This window comes from Streptomyces roseochromogenus subsp. oscitans DS 12.976, assembly GCF_000497445.1.
Classification (GTDB): domain Bacteria; phylum Actinomycetota; class Actinomycetes; order Streptomycetales; family Streptomycetaceae; genus Streptomyces; species Streptomyces oscitans.
This window is the reverse complement of record NZ_CM002285.1, coordinates 250,382-268,743: the sequence shown is the minus strand read 5'-3', so window position 1 is coordinate 268,743 and position 18,362 is coordinate 250,382. Positions and strand designations below refer to the sequence as shown.

19 protein-coding genes are annotated in these 18,362 nt (G+C 71.9%); 8 read left to right on the top strand and 11 right to left on the bottom strand.

Annotated elements, in window-relative coordinates; genetic code table 11:
- Nucleotides 1-87 precede the first annotated feature (87 nt).
- Nucleotides 88-681 carry a TetR/AcrR family transcriptional regulator gene (locus M878_RS51780; protein WP_051430054.1) on the top strand — a complete coding sequence of 198 codons (594 nt, stop codon included), beginning with the start codon at nucleotides 88-90 and terminating at the stop codon, nucleotides 679-681.
- 373 nt (nucleotides 682-1,054) lie between these two features.
- On the opposite strand, the gene M878_RS92025 is transcribed toward M878_RS51780, so the two are convergent.
- On the bottom strand, nucleotides 1,055-1,303 hold the full coding sequence (locus tag M878_RS92025; RefSeq protein WP_023544313.1) for an ATP-binding protein: 249 nt from the start codon (nucleotides 1,301-1,303) through the stop codon (nucleotides 1,055-1,057).
- A 173-nt stretch (nucleotides 1,304-1,476) separates the two neighbouring features.
- On the opposite strand from M878_RS92025, the gene M878_RS99330 reads away from it, so the two are divergent.
- Nucleotides 1,477-1,641 carry an integrase gene (locus tag M878_RS99330; RefSeq protein ID WP_245238006.1) on the top strand — a complete coding sequence of 55 codons (165 nt, stop codon included), beginning with the start codon at nucleotides 1,477-1,479 and terminating at the stop codon, nucleotides 1,639-1,641.
- A 32-nt stretch (nucleotides 1,642-1,673) separates the two neighbouring features.
- Here M878_RS99330 and M878_RS51770 read toward each other — a convergent pair whose 3' ends face one another.
- From M878_RS51770 to M878_RS51750, 5 genes are all read right to left on the bottom strand, one after another.
- On the bottom strand, nucleotides 1,674-2,492 hold the full coding sequence (locus M878_RS51770) for an aldo/keto reductase (protein ID WP_023544311.1): 819 nt from the start codon (nucleotides 2,490-2,492) through the stop codon (nucleotides 1,674-1,676).
- 14 nt (nucleotides 2,493-2,506) lie between these two features.
- Nucleotides 2,507-3,706 (bottom strand): cytochrome P450, encoded by a 1,200-nt coding sequence (locus tag M878_RS51765; protein WP_031223641.1) that lies wholly within the window; start codon nucleotides 3,704-3,706, stop codon nucleotides 2,507-2,509.
- Nucleotides 3,707-3,818: 112 nt separating this feature from the next.
- Nucleotides 3,819-4,634 (bottom strand): class I SAM-dependent methyltransferase, encoded by an 816-nt coding sequence (locus tag M878_RS51760; RefSeq protein ID WP_023544309.1) that lies wholly within the window; start codon nucleotides 4,632-4,634, stop codon nucleotides 3,819-3,821.
- Nucleotides 4,635-4,683: 49 nt separating this feature from the next.
- A complete protein-coding gene (locus tag M878_RS51755; protein WP_023544308.1) occupies nucleotides 4,684-5,886 on the bottom strand; it encodes a YcaO-like family protein in 1,203 nt (400 codons plus the stop codon).
- Nucleotides 5,886-6,854 carry an aKG-HExxH-type peptide beta-hydroxylase gene (locus tag M878_RS51750; protein WP_158692617.1) on the bottom strand — a complete coding sequence of 323 codons (969 nt, stop codon included), beginning with the start codon at nucleotides 6,852-6,854 and terminating at the stop codon, nucleotides 5,886-5,888. The genes M878_RS51755 and M878_RS51750 overlap by 1 nt, the downstream gene beginning before the upstream one ends.
- A gap of 486 nt (nucleotides 6,855-7,340) precedes the next feature.
- Here M878_RS51750 and M878_RS51745 point away from each other — a divergent pair, with 486 nt between their 5' ends.
- Together M878_RS51745 and M878_RS51740 are read left to right on the top strand one after the other, a co-directional pair.
- Nucleotides 7,341-8,495 carry a glycosyltransferase family 4 protein gene (locus M878_RS51745; protein WP_023544305.1) on the top strand — a complete coding sequence of 385 codons (1,155 nt, stop codon included), beginning with the start codon at nucleotides 7,341-7,343 and terminating at the stop codon, nucleotides 8,493-8,495.
- 450 nt (nucleotides 8,496-8,945) lie between these two features.
- On the top strand, nucleotides 8,946-9,539 hold the full coding sequence (locus M878_RS51740) for a PadR family transcriptional regulator (RefSeq protein ID WP_023544304.1): 594 nt from the start codon (nucleotides 8,946-8,948) through the stop codon (nucleotides 9,537-9,539).
- Here M878_RS51740 and M878_RS51735 read toward each other — a convergent pair.
- The 5 genes from M878_RS51735 to M878_RS51715 all read right to left on the bottom strand — a co-directional run bounded on the left by M878_RS51735 (nucleotide 9,467) and on the right by M878_RS51715 (nucleotide 14,372).
- The gene (locus M878_RS51735; protein ID WP_023544303.1) at nucleotides 9,467-10,045 is read right to left on the bottom strand and encodes a flavin reductase family protein; all 579 of its coding nucleotides are present in this window, start codon (nucleotides 10,043-10,045) and stop codon (nucleotides 9,467-9,469) included. The two genes, M878_RS51740 and M878_RS51735, sit on opposite strands and share 73 nt — an antisense overlap.
- 91 nt (nucleotides 10,046-10,136) lie before the next feature.
- The gene (locus tag M878_RS51730) at nucleotides 10,137-11,210 is read right to left on the bottom strand and encodes an acyl-CoA dehydrogenase family protein (protein ID WP_023544302.1); all 1,074 of its coding nucleotides are present in this window, start codon (nucleotides 11,208-11,210) and stop codon (nucleotides 10,137-10,139) included.
- A gap of 125 nt (nucleotides 11,211-11,335) precedes the next feature.
- A complete protein-coding gene (locus tag M878_RS51725; RefSeq protein WP_023544301.1) occupies nucleotides 11,336-12,325 on the bottom strand; it encodes an acyl-CoA dehydrogenase family protein in 990 nt (329 codons plus the stop codon).
- Entirely contained in the window at nucleotides 12,325-13,494 is a 1,170-nt protein-coding gene (locus M878_RS51720) for an acyl-CoA dehydrogenase family protein (protein ID WP_023544300.1), read from the bottom strand. The genes M878_RS51725 and M878_RS51720 overlap by 1 nt, the downstream gene beginning before the upstream one ends.
- Entirely contained in the window at nucleotides 13,494-14,372 is an 879-nt protein-coding gene (locus tag M878_RS51715) for an enoyl-CoA hydratase (protein ID WP_023544299.1), read from the bottom strand. Before M878_RS51715 ends, M878_RS51720 begins: the two co-directional genes overlap by 1 nt.
- Nucleotides 14,373-14,418: 46 nt before the next feature.
- Here M878_RS51715 and M878_RS51710 point away from each other — a divergent pair, with 46 nt between their 5' ends.
- From M878_RS51710 to M878_RS51695, 4 genes are read left to right on the top strand one after another with little or no spacing between them, the layout of a single operon-like run.
- The gene (locus M878_RS51710; RefSeq protein WP_023544298.1) at nucleotides 14,419-15,585 is read left to right on the top strand and encodes an acyl-CoA dehydrogenase family protein; all 1,167 of its coding nucleotides are present in this window, start codon (nucleotides 14,419-14,421) and stop codon (nucleotides 15,583-15,585) included.
- Nucleotides 15,582-16,376, top strand: coding sequence for an SDR family oxidoreductase (locus tag M878_RS51705; RefSeq protein WP_023544297.1), 795 nt, complete (start codon nucleotides 15,582-15,584; stop codon nucleotides 16,374-16,376). The genes M878_RS51710 and M878_RS51705 overlap by 4 nt, the downstream gene beginning before the upstream one ends.
- A 15-nt stretch (nucleotides 16,377-16,391) precedes the next feature.
- The gene (locus tag M878_RS51700; protein ID WP_023544296.1) at nucleotides 16,392-17,006 is read left to right on the top strand and encodes a TetR/AcrR family transcriptional regulator; all 615 of its coding nucleotides are present in this window, start codon (nucleotides 16,392-16,394) and stop codon (nucleotides 17,004-17,006) included.
- 31 nt (nucleotides 17,007-17,037) lie between these two features.
- Nucleotides 17,038-18,195, top strand: a complete 1,158-nt coding sequence (locus M878_RS51695; protein ID WP_023544295.1) for an acetyl-CoA C-acetyltransferase — start codon at nucleotides 17,038-17,040, stop codon at nucleotides 18,193-18,195.
- The last annotated feature ends 167 nt before the right edge of the window (nucleotides 18,196-18,362 follow it).

The following is an 18,362-nucleotide window of genomic DNA, read 5'->3' as shown; positions in this document are numbered from 1 at the left end:
AGTGGACGTCGACTGTAATCGGGGAACTCCCCGGTTAGCTGTGACGGTAACCGGAGAACTCTCCGGTTGTCCAGTTAGACTGGTCTCATGACGAAGGGAGCAGCCTTGACCACCCAGCCGAGCCCGCTGCGCGCCGATGCCCGCCGCAACCGGGAGCGCATCCTTGAAGCGGCCGTGCGCGCCTTCTCCGAGAAGGGCGCGGACGTCCCGATCGACACGATCGCCAAGACTGCGGGCGTCGGCTCGGCCACGCTCTACCGCCACTTCCCCACGCGCGAGGCGCTGGTCGAGGCGGCCTACCGCAACGAGCTGGCCCGGGTCTGCGACAGCGCCCCTGAATTGCTGGCCGACTTCCCGCCGGACCGGGCAATGCGCCTGTGGATGGACCGGTTCATCGACTACCTGGCCGCCAAGCAGGGCATGGCGGACGCCCTGCGGGCTGCGGTCGCTTCCGGCGCGGACCCCTTCGCCGAGACCCTCGACAAGCTCAGCACCGCGGTCGGCACCCTGCTGCACGCCGGCTCCGAAGCGGGGCTCCTGCGCTCGGACATCGAGCCCATCGACGTCGGCCTCAGCCTCAGTGGCGTCGCACTGATCGCCAGCGCTCCGGCCCAACGTGAACGGGCCGGCCGCCTCCTCGACCTGCTCCTCGACGGGCTCCGCTACGGAGCAGACCGATAGCTCACCCCTTGGGCGCGCGGCACGGGCCCGGCGACGGGCAGCAGCCCCGACACCGTGGAGACCGTCCTGCCGCTGGGGCCCATGCCCGGCCCATAGAGCTCACGCGGCCCGACCGCTCGAAACCAACGCCCGCTGCCGGCAATTCCTCGGCCGTCAGCATCTCGGTGCCTCCGATCGCGACCGACACGGCGGCGACCGCCGCAACACCCTTCCTCGCACATCGCCGATGATCCTCCGCACACCGAACGGCGTCTCCTGCACCGCGAAGAAATGACCGCCGATCCGCGCCTCGGCCTGCGCCGCCTATACCCCGCGGCCACGGCCGGCGGCCCGACCTTCCGCGGCGGCTCCGGGATCAGAGCCGACACGCCGATCAAGCCCTTCTCGTAACGCTTCGAGATGACCTGCAAGACCGGGTTCGCCTCGGCTCGTTCGAGGGGCTGGTGGCCGACCTCACGACACGGACCGCGAGTTCCTCGGACAGCACCAGGTCGAGCAAGTCGAGACAGCCGAGCTTGCCCTCCTCGGCCCGGCGGGCCAACTGGTCCAGCCCGTCGGCGAGATGGGGCAGGCCGAGCTTGGCGGCCGTGGTGCGGATGCGGTTGGCGGTCAGCTCGCTCAAGGCGATTCCTTGCTCTGGGGGCGGGAGTTGAAGGGCCGGGTGCCGCTGCGCATGGCGCGACTTGGGCGCGGACACGGAAGTACGTCCTGACCCGCACAGAGCTTGCCTCCGGCTTGGCCAAGCGGCCCTACGATTTCCGGCACGCTGGGATCTCGTTCTGGTTGTACTCCGGTGTGGACCCAGCCGAATGCGCTCGCCACGCGGGCCAGAGCATCGAGGTCCTCTTCCGTCACTACGCCAAGTTCCTGGACGGCGTCCGGGAGCAGGCGAACCACCTCATCGAGCAGTCCCTGCAGGAGTGGGACCCCGTCAGCCAGGACGCTGCACCTGCTGGGTAAGCCGGGGCTGTGGTCCGGGAATGGTCCGGATCTTAGGGAGGAAGGGGGCACGCCTCGGAGATGCGGGCCGTCTCCTCCCGGCCGAGGACGATGTCGGCCGCGGCGGCGTTCTCGCCGGCCCGGGCGGGCGTGGCGGTCTTCGGGATGGCGAAAGTGCCGCAGGTCCGGGTGAGGAAGGCGAGGGCGATCTGGTGGCGCGTGGCACCGTGGGCGCGGGCGGTCTCGTCCAGGACGGTGGCAGCCCGTGGGGAGGGCGGGAACGATCCCAGCCCGAAGGGGCTGTAGCCGACGACGGCAGTGCCCGCGGCCAGGCACGCGGGGGCCGTGCGGCGCTCGATGGAGCGGTCTCCGAGGTGGTAGATGACCTGGTTGCAAGCCAACTCGCCCGGTTCGGTACGGGTGAACAGCTTGTCCAGGAGCTCGTCGTGGAAGTTGCTGACGCCGTAGTGGCGGATCTTTCCGGCCTGGCGGAGCGTGCGCAGGGCCGCGAGGGTTTCGTCCAGAGGGTGGTCACTGGGCCAGTGCAGGAGGTAGAGGTCCAGGTGGTCGGTGCCCAGGCGGCGGAGGCTGCGTTCACAGGCGGCCACGGTGCCGCGTGCGTCGGCGTGGGCGGGGCGGACCTTGGAGGCGAGGAAGACGTCCTGGCGGCGGTGCCGTACGGCTCGGCCGACGATTTCTTCCACCCTGCCGCCCCCGTACGACTCGGCGGTGTCGATGTGGGTCATTCCGGCGTCGATACCGGCGTTGAGCGTACGGATGGCGGTGCGTTGATCGGCGCGCTCGAGCTGCCAGGTGCCCTGCCCGATGACCGCGACGGCGGCTCCGGTCGGTCCGAAGGGGCGGGTGCGCATGGGGCGGGACCTCCTCACCAGGTCACGGGCAGGGTTCTGGGTGCCCGGGTCTTGAGGCCCGTTTTCCAGACCGGCGAGGCCGCGGCACGCAGGGCCGGGAAGCGGCGGCAGAGCCCGGCCAGGGCTTCCTGGAGCTGGACGCGTGCGAGCTGTGCCCCGACGCAGTGGTGGACGCCGTGTCCGAAGGCGAGGTGGGGGTTGCGGGTGCGGTCGAGGAGCAGCTGGTCGGGGGCGTCGAAGACGGTTTCGTCGTGATTGGCGGAGGAGTTGATCGCCATGACCGCGTCGCCCGCGCGGAGGGTGACTCCGGCGAGCTCCAGGTCCTCGGTGACGACGCGCAGGTTCGCCTGGACGTTGGTCTGGGCGTAGCGCAGGAGTTCCTCGACGGACCTGGGAATGGTGTCCGGGGCATTGCGCAGGCGCTGGTAGCGGGCGGGTTCGTCGAGCAGGAGGTGGAGCATGCCGGCGAGGCGGTCCGCCGTGGTGCCGTAGCCGCCGGCGAGGAGCACCAGGCTGAAGGAGATCAGCTCGTCGTGGGTGAGCCGGTCGGCGTCGTCGCGAGCGGAGATCAGGACGCTCAGCACGTCGTTTCCGGGGTGGCGGCGCTTGGCGGCGATGAGCCCGGCGAGGTAGTCGGTCATCTCCTCGACGGCCTCGGAGACCGCCGCGTCGGGAACCGCCGTGAGATTGCGGAGCGCGTCGCACCACGCGTCCAGTTGATCGCCGTGGTCGCGCGGGGTGCCGAGCAGGTCGCAGATGACGGCCAGGGGCAGAGGCCGGGTGAAGAGGGGCACCAGGTCGGCGGGCTGCTCGGCGGCGGCGAGTCCGTCGAGAAGGCTTTCCACCAGCCGGGCCACATCCTGCCGCAAGGCCTCCGCGCGGCGGACGGTGAAGGCCGGGGCGACGAGCCTGCGGAGTCGGGTGTGGATCGGGGGGTCGGCGGCCAGGATCGAGTCGGGCAGCGTGGTGACGCGGGCCATCCGCGGGCTCTGCTTCCCGCGGGTGGCGCGCTCCCGGCTGAAACGGGGGTCGGCCAGCACGGTACGCACGTCCGCGTACCGGGTCACCAGCCAGGCGGGGTCTCCGCTGGGAAGGCGGATACGGGCGCAGGGCAGCTCCCGGCGCAGGAAGGCGAATTCCGGGAGGGGACCGAGTCCGTCGCGGTGCGGGAAGGGGAATGCCGTCTCGGGGCTGGGCGGGTTCGTGCCTGTCACGATCACTCACTCCGGGAGGGTGTTCGGCCATGGGGCTCGGGAGAGGGGGCAGGCCACGTGCGGTGCTTGACGGCGGAGGCGCCGTGGACCGGAGACGGAAGGGAAGGCGCCGTCAGCGAGGTGTGTAGACGGAGACGTGGTAGGTGCTGTGCCGGGTGTACGGCGCCCCGCTCCAGGATCCGTGACGCCGCATCAGAATGAGTCCGGCGCGTTCGGCCATGTAGTCGAGTTCGCCGGGGGACACGTAGTGGAAGCGCACCCGGAAGTGATGGGTCCGGTCTGCCTCGTGGACGAGGTAGTGGGAGTGGTAGGTCTGGGCCGATGGGTCGATCAGCCGTCGGCAGAGGATGAGGTGGTCGTCGCAGTCCGCGATGGTCTCCGGCACGCCGGAGGCAGCGGCGACGGCGAGCGCTTCGGGAACGTGTGCATCGACGACGAACGTCCCACCGGGGGCCAGGTGGTCGGCGACCGAGGCGAGACAGCGTTCCTTGGCCTTCCGGTCGGGGAGCTCGAAGAACGTGCCGCCGACGGCGTAGACCAAGGAGTAGGTCCCGGAGACCGGTACCTCGGCGAAGTCGCCGAGCGTGACGGGCACCCGGGACCCGCCCGGCTTCGCGTGCAGCCGCCGGACCATGGCCTCGGACGCGTCGACACCGTGGACTTCGAGACCGCGCTCGGCCAGGGGCAGAGCCACCCTGCCGGTGCCTATGCCGAGCTCGAGCACCGGCCCCGGACCGGCGAGCCCGGCGAGCGTGTCGACCGTCGCGCCGGTGACGCCCGGTTTGGCGAACCACCGGTCGTAGTCGGCCGCATACCGGGCCGTGTATCCGGCTTCCGTGACCGCCGGGTCGGGACTGCCGTTCCCGTACGGTGCAGTGCCGCGTTCGGCGGCCGCTGTCGCGGAGGGGAGGTCATGGCGCGGGGGCATGGTCCGGTTCTCCTCGTTCGCGGGCGTGGTCGATCGACGGAGCGTGGCATCAGCCGAAGGGGTGCGGGCCACGGGCGGCCGGCGGGCCGCGCTCGTCGTCCGGGCGCGTCGGCAGGGGCGATGCCGAGGGGGCCACGACCCGTACGACGTTCGTGCCGAGCTCACGGATCGGCGCAGGGGTCGTCTCCACGACGATGACCTGAGCGCCGGTGTGCGCGGACAACGCCTCCTGGCCGCTCCGTGCCGGCGCGACCACCGGGGGAACGGCCCGGCCGGCACACCGCACGGCAGCCGTGCCGGTGCCCGCGTCGGTCCATGCCCGCAGGCTGTCCTGCCGGTGGTACGCCCACAGCGCGTGCCGGACGGCCGAATCCGGCGCGCTGCGGCCCTGCCACCGGGCCCAGGTGTCGCGGCCCACGGGGGAGTGCATGCTCCAGCGCACCATCAGGGCCTCGTAGGCGGCCCTTTCCACCAGCGGGCCGATGTCGCCGGCGGGCCCGCACCGGGCGCCGAACGACTGCCGGGTGCGGTCGGGCGCGTGCAGGCAGACGGCCACGCACCGGGACCCTTCGGGCGCGGGGACGTCGAGGACGGTGACCTCGAGCCCGAGGCCGTCGAGCAGCTCCGCGAGCGGTCGGGGCAGAGCGGGAGAGCGCAGGAGGGCAGGGGCGGGGGACAGCCCGTACCAGCTTCTGCGGATGAGGTCGCGTTCGAGGACTTCCCAGGCCGCGTGTTCGGCAGCGGCCCGGAGATCGGGGTGTGAGGCGACACCGGTGGACCCGGCACCGGGGCGGGGGTCGCAGCCGGGCGGGGGCCGGTGGTGGAGGAACACGGCGCCGGCGGGTACGTGCATCGGGGTGCCGCCCGGGACGACGTGCCCGAGCACCCACAGCCGCCGGGCGCCGCGCGCCGCGTCCGGCGGCCCGTCCCGCTCGTCGCGGGCCAGTTCGGCCGGGTCGAGGGCGGGTACGCCTTTGCGGCGCAGCTCGTCGTGGCTGGCCACGATCGCGCCCCCGGCTTCCGCGGCGCGGCCCGCCAGGATGTTGCCGACCCGTTCGAGGAGTTCGCCGCGCGCGCTCGCGACGACGCGGTCCTTTCGGTGCCCGGCCGCGCTCCCGATGACGACGGGCCGGTCGCCCGCCGCGCACACGGGATCGAACTGCGGTGAGTGGGCGGCGACACGCGCGAAGACGACATCGGGCCAGTCGGGGTAGGGGGCGAACACCTCGGGTTCCCAAGGGCGCGCGGCCATCAGGCCCGGATCCCAGCCACGCGGGCGGCGTCCTCCAGGACGGACACCCCGTGGTCGGTGAGCGCGTCGCGGTGGTCCATCAGCGTCCGCACCCCCGCGAGGGCGTCGGCGGCCAGCTCGTCCCGGCGCAACCGTACGGCCGCCGACGCCGAGGCCTCGGTACCCGAGTCCAGAACCCGTTCGTACAGCATCACGCTCCGGGCCAGCACGACCACCTGCTGGAACAGACCGGTCAGTGGACGCGGGTCGATCCGCAGCGGGGTGGCGACCAGCTGCGCCTCGCCCTGTGCCGGCCGCAGAAAGGGCGCGGCGGCGACGGACGCGGCGTTGCAGCGGGTGTGCGCGCCCTCGTGGACCAGTGCTTCGGCCAGGCGGACCGTGCCCGGCAGGGCACCGGGGCCGGGCCCCAGGCGGTCCCGGTGGATGAACACCGCACCGTGGACCCCGAAGTCGGTGAACCCGTCGATGGCCGACCCGTCCAGCAGGGCTACCTGGAACAGGACCTCCTCCAGCTCCGCCCAGGCCTCGGGCCAGGCCGCCGTCAGCAGCGCGATGGTCTCGCGGAGCCTCTCGCGGTCGTGCTCGCGCCACGCGACAAGGGCGGATTCCCGTGGCTTTCCCGCGCCATCGTCCCGGGCCGGCAGGCTGTTACGGGCGCGGGCGACGCTGCGTTCGAGGTGCGGGGCGGGCGCTGCCGGCTCGACAGGCCGGGTGGCGGCGGGCGGCGGCGGGCCGGTGATGCCGGCGCGCGCCCAGTCGAGCATGCGGCCGAGCCGGCCGATGCGCTCGGGGTCCGCAGTACCGACGTGCACCCCCCGCTGCGCGAGATGCGCGATCTCGACGACGGCAGGGTGTGCGGCCTCGGCCGGGGTCACCGCCAGTCCGGCCCGGGCCAGGGCAGACCGGGTCATGCGGACCAGGACCGTACGTTCCTCAGCGCTCTGCCGTGCGTCGGGTGCGACACGCACCGCGGACACCTCCAGGTCCCTGGACGGACGAGCGGTGGGCCGGACGCGGTGTCCCGGCCTACCGCCCGCAACGACGTGAAGCCGCGTCAGCTGCTCGGTATGTCGACCATCAACGCGAGCTCGGGCAGCTCGTCCTCGGGGATCTGCTCGATGTCTTCCATCCCGATCTCCCTTCGAATTACCGGCTCCACCGGCTGTCGGGGACGTCCGGCAACGTCACGCTAGGCAGGCCGGCAACCCCTCACAAGCGGTAATCGCGACATCACGCACACGCTGCCACCGGCGGGGACGCCCCGATCCGCGGCGTGCCCCGCCTGCCCGGACATGAATGCCGGATCCTGTGGAGCGGTCAGCAAATGCCTTCCGAATCAGACCTCTTGACGCCTCGTCAATTCATGCTGTCGAGTGAGACATGCCGTGAACCGGGCTCCGGGGACCCCGGGCGCCTCGTCCGATCGCGGCCCACGAGGAGGAGAAGCCGGGGAGATGCGCCTCGCCTACCTGCATGCCGGAAGCATCCCTTCCGTCTTCGCCAACGGCGTCCACGTCATGCGCATGTGCGACGCTTTCACCGCCGCCGGCCACGAGGTCACCTTGTACACCCTCCCCGGCTCCCATCCCGCCGAAGACCCGTACGCCTATTACGGTGTGCGCCACCGGTTCCCTATCCGCACGGTCCCCGTTGCGGACTACACGCCCTCCGGCTATTGGAAACGTGCCGAACGCGTACGGGGCCTGCTGGAACGCGACGGAGTGCCGGAGCTCGTCTACGGACGGGACCCGTACGGCCTCTGCGCCGCGGCGGACCTGGCCCCGTTCGTCTACGAGGCCCATCAGCTGCGCAGGGACCTCGAACCGGCCGGAACCGAACGCGATCTGCTGGCCCGACCACGGCTCACGCGCCTCGTCACCATCACCCACGCCCTCGCCCACGACCTGCGGAGCACGTACGCCGACCTGGGTGCCCTGCCCATCCTCGTGGCCCCCGACTGCGCCGATCCGGTCGATCCCACTCCCGACCGGCCGCTCCGACAGCTCCCCGGCCGCCCGGACGTGCCGCGGATCGGCTACGTCGGTCATCTCTACGAAGGGCGCGGCATCGGCCTCATCCTCCGCCTCGCCCGCCGCTTCCCGGGCCTCGACTTCCACCTCGTCGGCGGCACCCCCGAGTACCGCGAACGCTGGGAAACGAGCTGCGACCTGTCCAACGTGCACTTCCACGGGCACCGCCCGCCGACGGAACTCCCCTCCTACTACCGCAACTTCGACCTACTCCTGTCCCCCCATGAGAGCAAGGTCTACACCTGGGGCAAGCTCGACGAGATCGGCCGCTGGACCTCTCCCATGAAGGTGTTCGAGTACATGGCCCACGGACTCCCCATGATCGTCTCGGACCTTCCCGTACTGCGCGAGGTCCTGCAGGACCGGGTCAACTGCCTGCTGCGCCCGCCCGACGACACCGACGCATGGGCTGACGCGCTGACCGAACTGCTCGCGGACGGGCCACTGCGCCGCAGGCTCGGCGACGAGGCACGCCGGCAACTCCTGGAGCGCTACACCTGGCGCCGTCGCGCAGACTCGGTCCTCGCAGGCCTGCCCCCGGCGGCGGCGCCGGCGGTCACCGGGCCCGAGGGTCGCTGATGCGGGCGGTGGTGACCGGCGCGGCCGCCTTCTGCACCGCGATACCGGCCGCCTCGTGCGGGCCAGGGTGCCGCGCGGCGCGCGTCCCCGGTCCAGGGTCCAGCCCTCGACGAGCTCCGTGATCAGGTAGAGCCGACCGTGATCCGAGTCGAAGTCGTACACGCTCACGGGTGACCGAGGGCCTGGTCAGTGGTGCGCCACGCCTCGGCCACGGAGCCGCGACGTAGCGCCTTGCCCAAGCGGTAAAACGAACCGCGGGCACCCCAGCTGCCTGGAACGGAGGGACCCGCCGTCGCATTCTCCGTGGCTTCGATCGGAGTGTGCGGTTGCACGCGGGGCTGCACAGTCGCACGCGCCCTCGTACAGCCTGCGCCGGGCGGCCGTCGTCCCCGGGACCTGGGCGGGACGGCCCGCACGGCTCCGTAGACTGCCGGTGTGGCTGAGCAGAGGATGAGCGGTGCGAAGAGCGGTGGCGATGCGGAGCGCCCGGGCCTCCCGGCGACCAGTTGGGCGGTGCTCGGACTGCTCTCCTTCGGTGAGGAGCTGTCCGGGTACGACCTGAAGAAGTGGGCGGACTGGTCGCTGCGCTTCTTCTACTGGAGCCCTTCGTTCAGCCAGATCTACGGTGAGCTCAAGCGCCTGGAGAACGCCGGCTACGTCACCTCGCGGATGGTCGCGCAGGAGACCGGCAACCGCGACAAACGGGTCTACCGGATCACCGACGAGGGGATGGAGGCGGTCCGCACCTGGGCGCGCGAGGCACCGGTGGAGCCACCGGTGCTCAAGCACGGCGTCATGCTACGACTGTGGCTCGGCCACCTGCTGGAACCGGAGCAGATGCGCGAAGTGCTCGCCCGGCACCGGGAGTACGCCGAGACCATGCGGCAGCGTGCCGAGGCCGACGCCGAGGGCGGCCGTGCCGAGGAGGCGTGGGCCTACCCCGTGCTCACCCTCAAGTGGGCGGAGCGGTACTACGCCTCGGAGCGGGACCTGGCCGACGCGATGCTGGCCGACCTGGAAGAGCTGGAACGCAGGCGCCCGTAGGTCCTGCGGAAGTACAGGAGCGGGTCGGTGTCCCGGATCCCGTCCGCGGACGCCGGCGCGGTGACCCTGCCCAGCGCGATCACGTGGTCGCCGCCGGGAAAGGTCCCCGCCAGGTCGCACTCGATTGTCGCGAGCGCCCCGTCGAGCAGCGGTGCGCCGTTCAGGCCGGGCTGCCAGTCGACCCCGGCGAACTTGTCCCCGCCGGTCACGGCGAACCGCCGGCACAGCTGCTGCTGGTCCGCCGAGAGGATGTTGACGGCGAAGCGCCCGGCCGCGCGGATCTTCGGCCAGGTGGACGAGGTCTGTGCCGGGCAGAAGCACACCAGGGGCGGGTCCAGCGACACCGAGGAGAACGATTGGACGGCCATTCCGGCGGGTCGCCCGCCGGGCTGCGTCGCGGTGATCACCGCGACCCCGGTGCAGAAGCTGCTGAGTACTTCCCGCATCGCCGCTTCGTCGACCTGCGAGGTCCGCAGGGGAACGGCCTTGGGGGTGAGTGTGGACATTACTTCCTCTCTTATTCCTAGTAGGAATATTTCTAATCGGAATATCTTGATTGGATACCGGCCGGGTTCGTGCGTCAAGTGCCCCGTTCGGTCAGGCCGGGGTGAGGCCCAGGCCGGCGGCCAGCCGGCTGCGGTGCCAGGCTGGTGAGCCGAACAGCTGGCCCGATCCGTGGGCGCGTTTGAAGTAGCGGTGGGCGGCGTGCTCCCAGGTGATGGCTATGCCGCCGTGCAGCTGGATCATCTCGCCCGCGACTGCGGAAAACGCCTCCGAACAGGCGGACTTGGCGACGGCCGCATAGCGGGGCAGTGCCGGTGAGTCGTCGGCGGCTGCGAACGCCGCGCCGAGCGCCGCCGAACGCGCCGACTCCACCAGCACGTACGCGTCTGCCAGCCGGTGCTTCACCGCCTGGAAGGAGCCGACGGTGCGGCCGAACTGGACGCGCTCCCGGGCGTAGGCGACCGTCAGCTCGAGGCAGCGCTCGGCCGCGCCTACCTGCTCGGCGGCCAGTGCCGTGCAGGCGACGTCCAGGACGTGTGCCAGCACCCTGCTGCCCTGGCCGTCCGTACCGATCAGCCGTCCCTCGGCGCCGTCGAGGATGACCCGGGCCTGGGCCCGGGTCTGGTCCATCGTCACGGCCGCCTCGCGTCGTACACCCGTGCCGTCCACGGCCACTTCGAAGAGCGAGACGCCGGCAGCCGTACGGGCGGCGACCAGCAGCACATCGGCCTCCGTGCCGTTCAGCACGTGATGCTTCGCTCCGGTGATCCGCCATGTTCCGCCGGGTCCGGGTGTCGCGGCGGCCCGGATCGCCGAGGCGTCCCAGGAACTCTGCTCGGCCCAGGCCAGCCCGCCCACCGTGCGGCCGTCCGCGAGGGACGGGAGCAGTCGTGCGCAGGCCGCCCGGTCACCGGACGCGAGCAGCGCCTGCACCGTGAGCACCGCGGAGCCGAGGTAGGGCGCGGGGATCAGCTCACGCCCCAACTCCTCCATGACCACGTGGACTTCCCGGGCCCCGCAGCCCGCGCCGCCGTAGTCCTCCGGGACGGCGAGTCCCGCCACGCCGATCTGCTCGGTCAGGGGCCGCCAGGCCGCCGCGCCGTCGTGGCGTGCGAGCAGCGACCGCACAGCGGCCCGCAGCTCTTCCTGCTCCTCCGTCAGTCTCACTCAGCTGCTCCTTTCGTATGGCTCCGTGTGGTGTGCCGCAGCTCGGCTCCGGGTTTCTCCTCGTCCTGGGGACGACTCCCGAGGAGGAGAGCGGCCTGTCGGCGAACGGCAGCGGGGGCCCGATCTCAGGGGGCGAGGACGCGGTCGCGGCAGGCAGCGGGGGTGCCCCATGCGTCCCGGAGAGGGCGCGCTTTGCGGATCCACAGGGAGAGGTCCAGCTCCTCGGTGTATCCGACGGCCCCGTGAAGCTGCAGGGCCGTACGGGCCGCCGCGTACGCCGCCTCGCCGGCGGAGACTTTCGCCGCTGCGATCTCCCGGCCTGCGGCCGGATCTGCCGTGGCCAGCGCGAGAGCCGCGGCGTGCAGAAGAGGCTCGGCGAACTCCAGGGCGATGAGCGTGTCGGCGAGCCGGTGCTTGACCGACTGGAAGGAGCCGATGGCGACCCCGAACTGGGTGCGCTGCCCGACGTAGCCGACGGTGCGGGCGAGGAGGGCTCGGCCCAGCCCGAGGGCCTGGGCGGCCGTGGCCAGGGCCGCGACATCGGCGGCGTGCGCGGCCGCCGCGATCACCTGGGGCCCGTGGGCCAGGACGGTTCCGCCGTGTGGCCGGGCCAGTCGCCGGGCCGGGTCGAGGGACGGCTGGACCGGCCCGTGCCCGTCGGCCACCCGCAGCGTGTCGCCGTCGATGACGAACACGGCGTCGGACGCGTCCGCGTCCAGGGCGTAGGGGCTGCTCGCTCCCGGTCCGCACAGCGAGACGACGGCCTTGCCGGAGGCGATCTGCGGCAGCCACGTCCGCGTCACGTCACCGTCGCCCAGGCGGTCGAGGAGGGCGGCCGCGGCCACCGTCTCCACCAGCGGCCCCGGCACCGCGTGGCGGCCCAGCTCGCCGAAGGCGACGGCGAGTTCGACGGGGAGCGGGCCGAGCCCGTCGTGCTGCTCCGGCACGGCGAGGGCGAACACGCCGGCCTCGGCCAGGCGGGCCCACAGGGCGCGGCCGGGTGCGGTGTCCCCGGCCGCCCAGGCCCGTACGACCGCCGGTGTGCCGGCCGCCTCCAGCAGGCCGTCCAGGGTGCGGCCGAACTCCCGCTGCTCGTCGTCGAGGAGGAATCGCATCACCGGCGTCCCTTCGGCAGGCCGAGCAGCCGCTCGGCGATGATGTCGCGCTGGATCTCATTGGTCCCGGCGTAGAGGGGACCGGCGAGGGAGAAGGTGTGACCCTCGGCCCAGCTGCCGTGGGAGGGGGCCTCCTGGGCGCCGTCGGCGAGTTCTCCGTACGGGCCGAGCAGGTCGAGGGCGGTCTCGTGGAGCGCGATGTCCAGCTCCGACCAGAAGACCTTGTTCAGGCTGGACTCCGCGCCGATCCGGCTCCCCGCGGCCAGGCGGGAGGCGCCTGCGTAGGTGAACAGCTGGTAGGCGCGGGCGCCGATCACCGCGTCGGCCACCCGGTCGCGCAGCGCGGTGTCGGAGGGGTCGGCCTGGCCGCGCCACAGGGCGGTGAGGCGGACGGCGGCCGCGGTGAACCGGCCGGGGCTGCGCAGGGTGAGCCCGCGCTCGTTGCCCGCTGTGCTCATCGCCACCCGCCAGCCCTGTCCGGGCTCGCCGATGACGTCCTCGTCGGGCACGAAGACCCCGTCGAGGAACAGCTCGGCGAAGGCGGGCTTGCCGTCCAGCCGCCCGATGGGCCGTACGGTCACTCCTTCGGCGTCCAGCGGGAACATCAGATACGTCAGTCCCTGGTGGGGCTTCGGGGCGTCCGGGTCGCTGCGGAAGAGGCCGAAGGCCCGGTCGGCGAACGCGGCCCGCGACGACCAGGTCTTCTGGCCGCTCAAGCGCCAGCCGCCGTCGGTCCGTACGGCGGTGGAGCGCAGCGAGGCGAGGTCCGAGCCTGCTTCCGGTTCGGACCAGGCCTGGGCCCAGATCGCCTCGCCGCTCGCCATGGGCGGCAGGATCCGGGCGCGCTGCTCGGCCGTGCCGTGCTCGAAGAGGGTGGGGGCGAGGAGGCTGATGCCGTTCTGGCTGACGCGTCCAGGCGCGCCGGCGGCGTAGTACTCCTCCTCGAAGATCAGCCATTGCAGGATCGAGGCGCCCCGGCCGCCGTAGTCCTCGGGCCAGGAGACCACCGACCAGCGGTCGGCGAACAGCGTGCGCTCCCACTGCCGGTGGGCCGCGAAGCCCTCCGCTGTCTCCAGGGAGGGCAGCGGGGTGTCCGGGACGTGGGCGGCGAGCCAGGCGCGGGCCTCGGCCCGGAAGGCGTCCTCCGCGGCGGAGAATTCCAGGTCCATCAGGCCTCCTTCGTTCCGGCCGCCTTCATGGCGCGGATGTCCATGCCGCCGAGGGAGTCCTCGGCGGTCTCGGCGTTGTGGGCGTGGGCGAGGTGGTGCAGTCCGAACACGGAGTCCAGCCCGGCGTGCAGCCCCTGCAGGTCCTCGGCCTGGTTGACCGCGCGCTTGGTCAGCGCCAGGCCCATCCGCGGCATGTCGGCGATCTGCTCCGCCAACTCCATGGTCCGGTCGGCCAGTTCCTCGCGTGGCACCACCCGGTTGACCATGCCGATCTCGTACGCCCGCCGGGCGCTCATCCGGTCACCGGTGTAGAGGAACTCCTTGGCGATCCGCGGGGGCATCACCCACGGGTGGGCGAAGAACTCGACACCGGGGATGCCCATCCGCACCACGGGGTCGGCGAAGAACGCGTCGTCGGAGGCGACGATCAGGTCACAGACCCAGGCGAGCATCAGCCCGCCCGCGACGCATGCGCCCTGCACCGAGGCGATCACGGGCTTGGGCAGCTCGCGCCAGCGGCGGCACATGCCCAGGTAGACCTCGGACTCGCGGGCGAAGCGGCCTTCGGCGCCCGCCTTGTCCGAGTGGTCCCACCACAGTCCGGCCTTGCGGGCGAACGGCAGGTGGGCGTCACGCTCGGGGCTGCCGATGTCGTGCCCGGCGGAGAAGTGCTTTCCCGTGCCGGCGAGGACCATGACCTTGACCTCGTCGTCGTCGGCAGCGCGGTAGAAGGCGCGGTCCAGGGCGTAGGTCATCGCGGAGTTCTGGGCGTTGCGGTAGTCGGGCCGGTTCATGGTGACGGTAGCGACCGGGCCCCGCTTCTCGTAGAGCACCGGGCCGTCGGGCATCGCCCGGGCCTCGTCGTGGGCAGCGGACATCAGCCCCTCCTTCCCTAACAAGTGTTTGGTAGGTTAACGTACCGCCATGAGCAGCGTCGAGGAGTTCCGCACGGAGATCCGCGCCTGGCTGCGGGCCAACCTCACCGGTGAGTTCGCGGACCTGCGCGGGCGCGGCGGGCCGGGACGGGAACACGAGGCCTTCGCCGAACGCCTGGCCTGGGAGCGGCACTTGGCGGCCGCTGGGTGGACCTGCGTCGGATGGCCGAAGGAGTACGGCGGCCGGGGCGCGACCCTGGAGCAACAGGTCGCCTTCCATGAGGAGTACGCGCTCGCGGACGCCCCCGCCCGCGTGAACCACATCGGCGAGCAGCTCCTCGGACCCACCCTGATCGCTTTCGGCACACCCGAGCAGCGCGAGCGGTTCCTCCCGCCGATCGTGGCGGTGGAGGAGCTGTGGTGCCAGGGCTACAGCGAGCCGGACGCCGGGTCGGACCTGGCGAACGTACGGACCCGGGCCGAGCGGCAGGGGACGCAGTGGGTGGTGACCGGGCAGAAGACCTGGACCTCGCTCGCGCACGAGTCCCACTGGTGCTTCGTCCTCGCCCGCACCGAGCCCGGCTCCACCCGGCATCAGGGGCTGTCCTACCTGCTGGTGCCGCTGGACCAGCCGGGTGTCGAGATCCGGCCGATCACCCAGCTGACCGGCACCTCCGAGTTCAACGAGGTGTTCTTCGACGGGGTCCGCGCGGAGGCGTCGCACATCGTCGGGGCGCCGGGAGAGGGGTGGCAGGTCGCCATGGCCACCCTCGGCTTCGAACGCGGGGTGTCCACCCTGGGCCAGCAGGTCGGCTTCCGCCGCGAGCTGGAGGCGGTCATCGAGCTGGCGAAGCGCAACGGCGCGGCCGCGGACCCGCTGATCCGCGACCGTATCGCCCGGGCCTGGACGGGTCTGGAGACGATCCGGTTCAACGCCCTGCGCATGCTGAAGGGCGTCGCGGCCGGGGCCCCCGGCCCCGAAGCCTCGATCGGGAAGATCTTCTGGGCCACCTGGCACCGGGAGCTGGGCGAACTCGCCATGGACGTCTGCGGTGCCGGCGGCATGCTCGCGGCCGGCGAGCCGTACGACCTGACCGACTGGCAGCGGCTGTTCCTCTTCTCCCGCTCCGACACCCTCTACGCCGGGTCGAACGAGATCCAGCGGAACATCATCGCCGAGCGCGTCCTCGGCCTGCCCAAGGAGGCCCGCCCATGACCGCTGCGCACACGCGGCCGCCGTACGTCCCCGGCCACGGTCTGCTCACCGGCCGCACCGCCGTCATCACCGCCGCCGCGGGCGCGGGCATCGGCGGGGCGACGGCACGGCGGCTGCTGGAGGAAGGCGCCACCGTCGTCGTCTCCGACGCCCACGCCCGCAGGCTCAAGGAGTCCGAGGCCGAGCTGGCCGCCGAGTTCGGCACGGACCGGGTGTCGGCGCTGCCCTGCGACGTGACCGACGAGGCACAGGTCGCCGCGCTGTTCGACCTCGCCGAGGAACGCCACGGCCGGCTCGACATCGTGGTGAACAACGCCGGCCTCGGCGGCACCGCCGACCTGGTCGAGATGAGCGACGATCAGTGGGGGAGGGTCCTCGACGTCACCTTGAACGGCACCTTCCGATGTACCCGCGCCGCCCTGCGCCGGATGAGGGCGGTGGGCGGCGGGGGCGTCATCGTCAACAACGCCTCCGTGGTCGGCTGGCGCGCACAGAAGGGCCAGGCGCACTACGCCGCAGCCAAGGCCGGGGTCATGGCCCTGACCCGCTGCGCCGCGCTGGAGGCCGCCGAGTACGGCGTACGCGTCAACGCCGTCTCGCCGAGCCTGGCCATGCACCCGCACCTGGCCAAGGTCACCACCCCCGAGCTGCTGGCGGAGTTGACCGACCGCGAGGCGTTCGGGCGTTACGCCGAGCCGTGGGAGGTGGCCAATGTCATCGTCTTCCTCGCCAGCGGCTACTCCTCGTACCTGACCGGGGAAGTCCTGTCGGTCAGCAGCCAGCACCCGTGAGGCGAGAATGGCTGGGTGCCGAAGAACAGCGAGAAGACCACGGTGAGCCCGTCGCCCGAGCGGCGCGAAGAACTGCTGGCGACCGCCGCCGAGGTGTTCGCCGCGCAGGGATACAACGCCACCACCGTCCGCAAGATCGCCGACGCCGCCGGGATGCTTGCAGGCAGCCTCTACTACCACTTCGACTCCAAGGAGTCGATGCTCGACGAAATCCTCTCCACCTTCCTGGACGAGCTGTGGGCCCGCTACGACGCCGTGCTCGCTTCCGGGCTCGGCCCCCGGGAGACGCTCGAGGCGCTCGTGACGGAATCCTTCCGGGAGATCGACCGGCACCGTGCCGCCGTCGCCATCTACCAGAAGGAGTCCAAGCACCTGCTGGACCAGCCGCGATTCCGCTACCTCACCGACTCGCAAGCCAGGTTCGAGAAGGCGTGGCTGGGCACGCTGGAGCGCGGGGTGGCCGCTCAGGTCTTCCGCGCCGACCTGGACATCCGGCTCACCTACCGCTTCCTGCGCGACACCGTCTGGGTCGCCGCGTCCTGGTACCGGCCGGGCGGACAGCACAGCCCCGAGGAGATCGCCCGCCAGTACCTGTCCATGGTGCTGGAGGGCATCGCCGTCCGCGAATGACACTGGAAACCTCACAGAAGGAGCAGCAGGCATGCCCGAGGCATACATCGTCGAAGCCGTACGCACCCCGGTCGGCAGGCGCAGCGGCGGGCTCGCCGCCGTCCACCCCGCCGACCTCGGCGCCCATGTGCTGAAGGCGCTGATGGAGCGCTCGGGCGTCGACCCGGCCGCCGTCGAGGACGTCGTCCTCGGCTGCCTGGACACCGTCGGTCCGCAGGCCGGCGACATCGCCCGCACCTGCTGGCTCGCCGCGGGACTGCCCGAGGAGGTCCCCGGTGTGACCGTCGACCGCCAGTGCGGCTCCTCCCAGCAGGCCCTGCACTTCGCCGCCCAAGGTGTCCTCTCCGGCACCCAGGATCTGGTGGTCGCGGGCGGTGTGCAGAACATGTCGCAGATCCCCATCGCCTTCGCCAGCCGCCAGGCGGCCGAGCCGCTGGGGCTGACCGAGGGCCCGTACGCCGGCTCCGCGGGCTGGCGCGCCCGCTACGGCGACCAGCCGGTCAACCAGTTCCACGGCGCCGAACTCATCGCCGAGAAGTGGCACATATCCCGCCGCGACATGGAGGAGTTCGCCCTGCGCTCCCACCAGCGGGCCCTCCGCGCCATCGACGAGGGCCGCTTCGACCGCGAACTCGTCCCCTACGGCGACGTCACCACCGACGAAGGCCCCCGCCGCGACACCAGCCTGGAGAAGATGGCGGCCCTGAAGCCGCTGATCGACGGCGGCCGCCTCACCGCCGCCGTCTCCTCCCAGGTCTCCGACGGCGCCTCGGCGATGCTGCTCGCCTCCGAGCGGGCCGTACGCGAGCACGGGCTCACCCCGCGCGCCCGCATCCACCACCTGTCCGTACGCGGCGAGGACCCGATCCGGATGCTGTCCGCGCCGATACCGGCCACGGCCCACGCGCTGAAGAAGGCCGGGATGACGCTCGACGACATCGACCTGGTCGAGATCAACGAGGCCTTCGCGTCTGTGGTGCTGGCATGGCTGAAGGAGACCGGCGCCGACCCGGAGAAGGTCAACGTCAACGGCGGCGCCATAGCCCTCGGACACCCCCTGGGCGCCACCGGCACCAAGCTCATGACCACGCTGCTGCACGAACTGGAGCGCACCGGCGGCCGCTACGGCCTGCAGACCATGTGCGAGGGCGGCGGCCAGGCCAACGTCACCATCATCGAACGCCTCTGACGTACGACCGCCGCACACCTGCTTCCTGATGGCGCTTCAGGAAGACGACGCCGCAGCCACCCCGCAACCTGGTCGCCTGCGAGGACGACGGTGTCGATGACCTGGACCTCGCGAGCCCGTCTGGCCGTCCGCGCCCCGGATACGGGGGATGACGAGGCGGGTCGCAC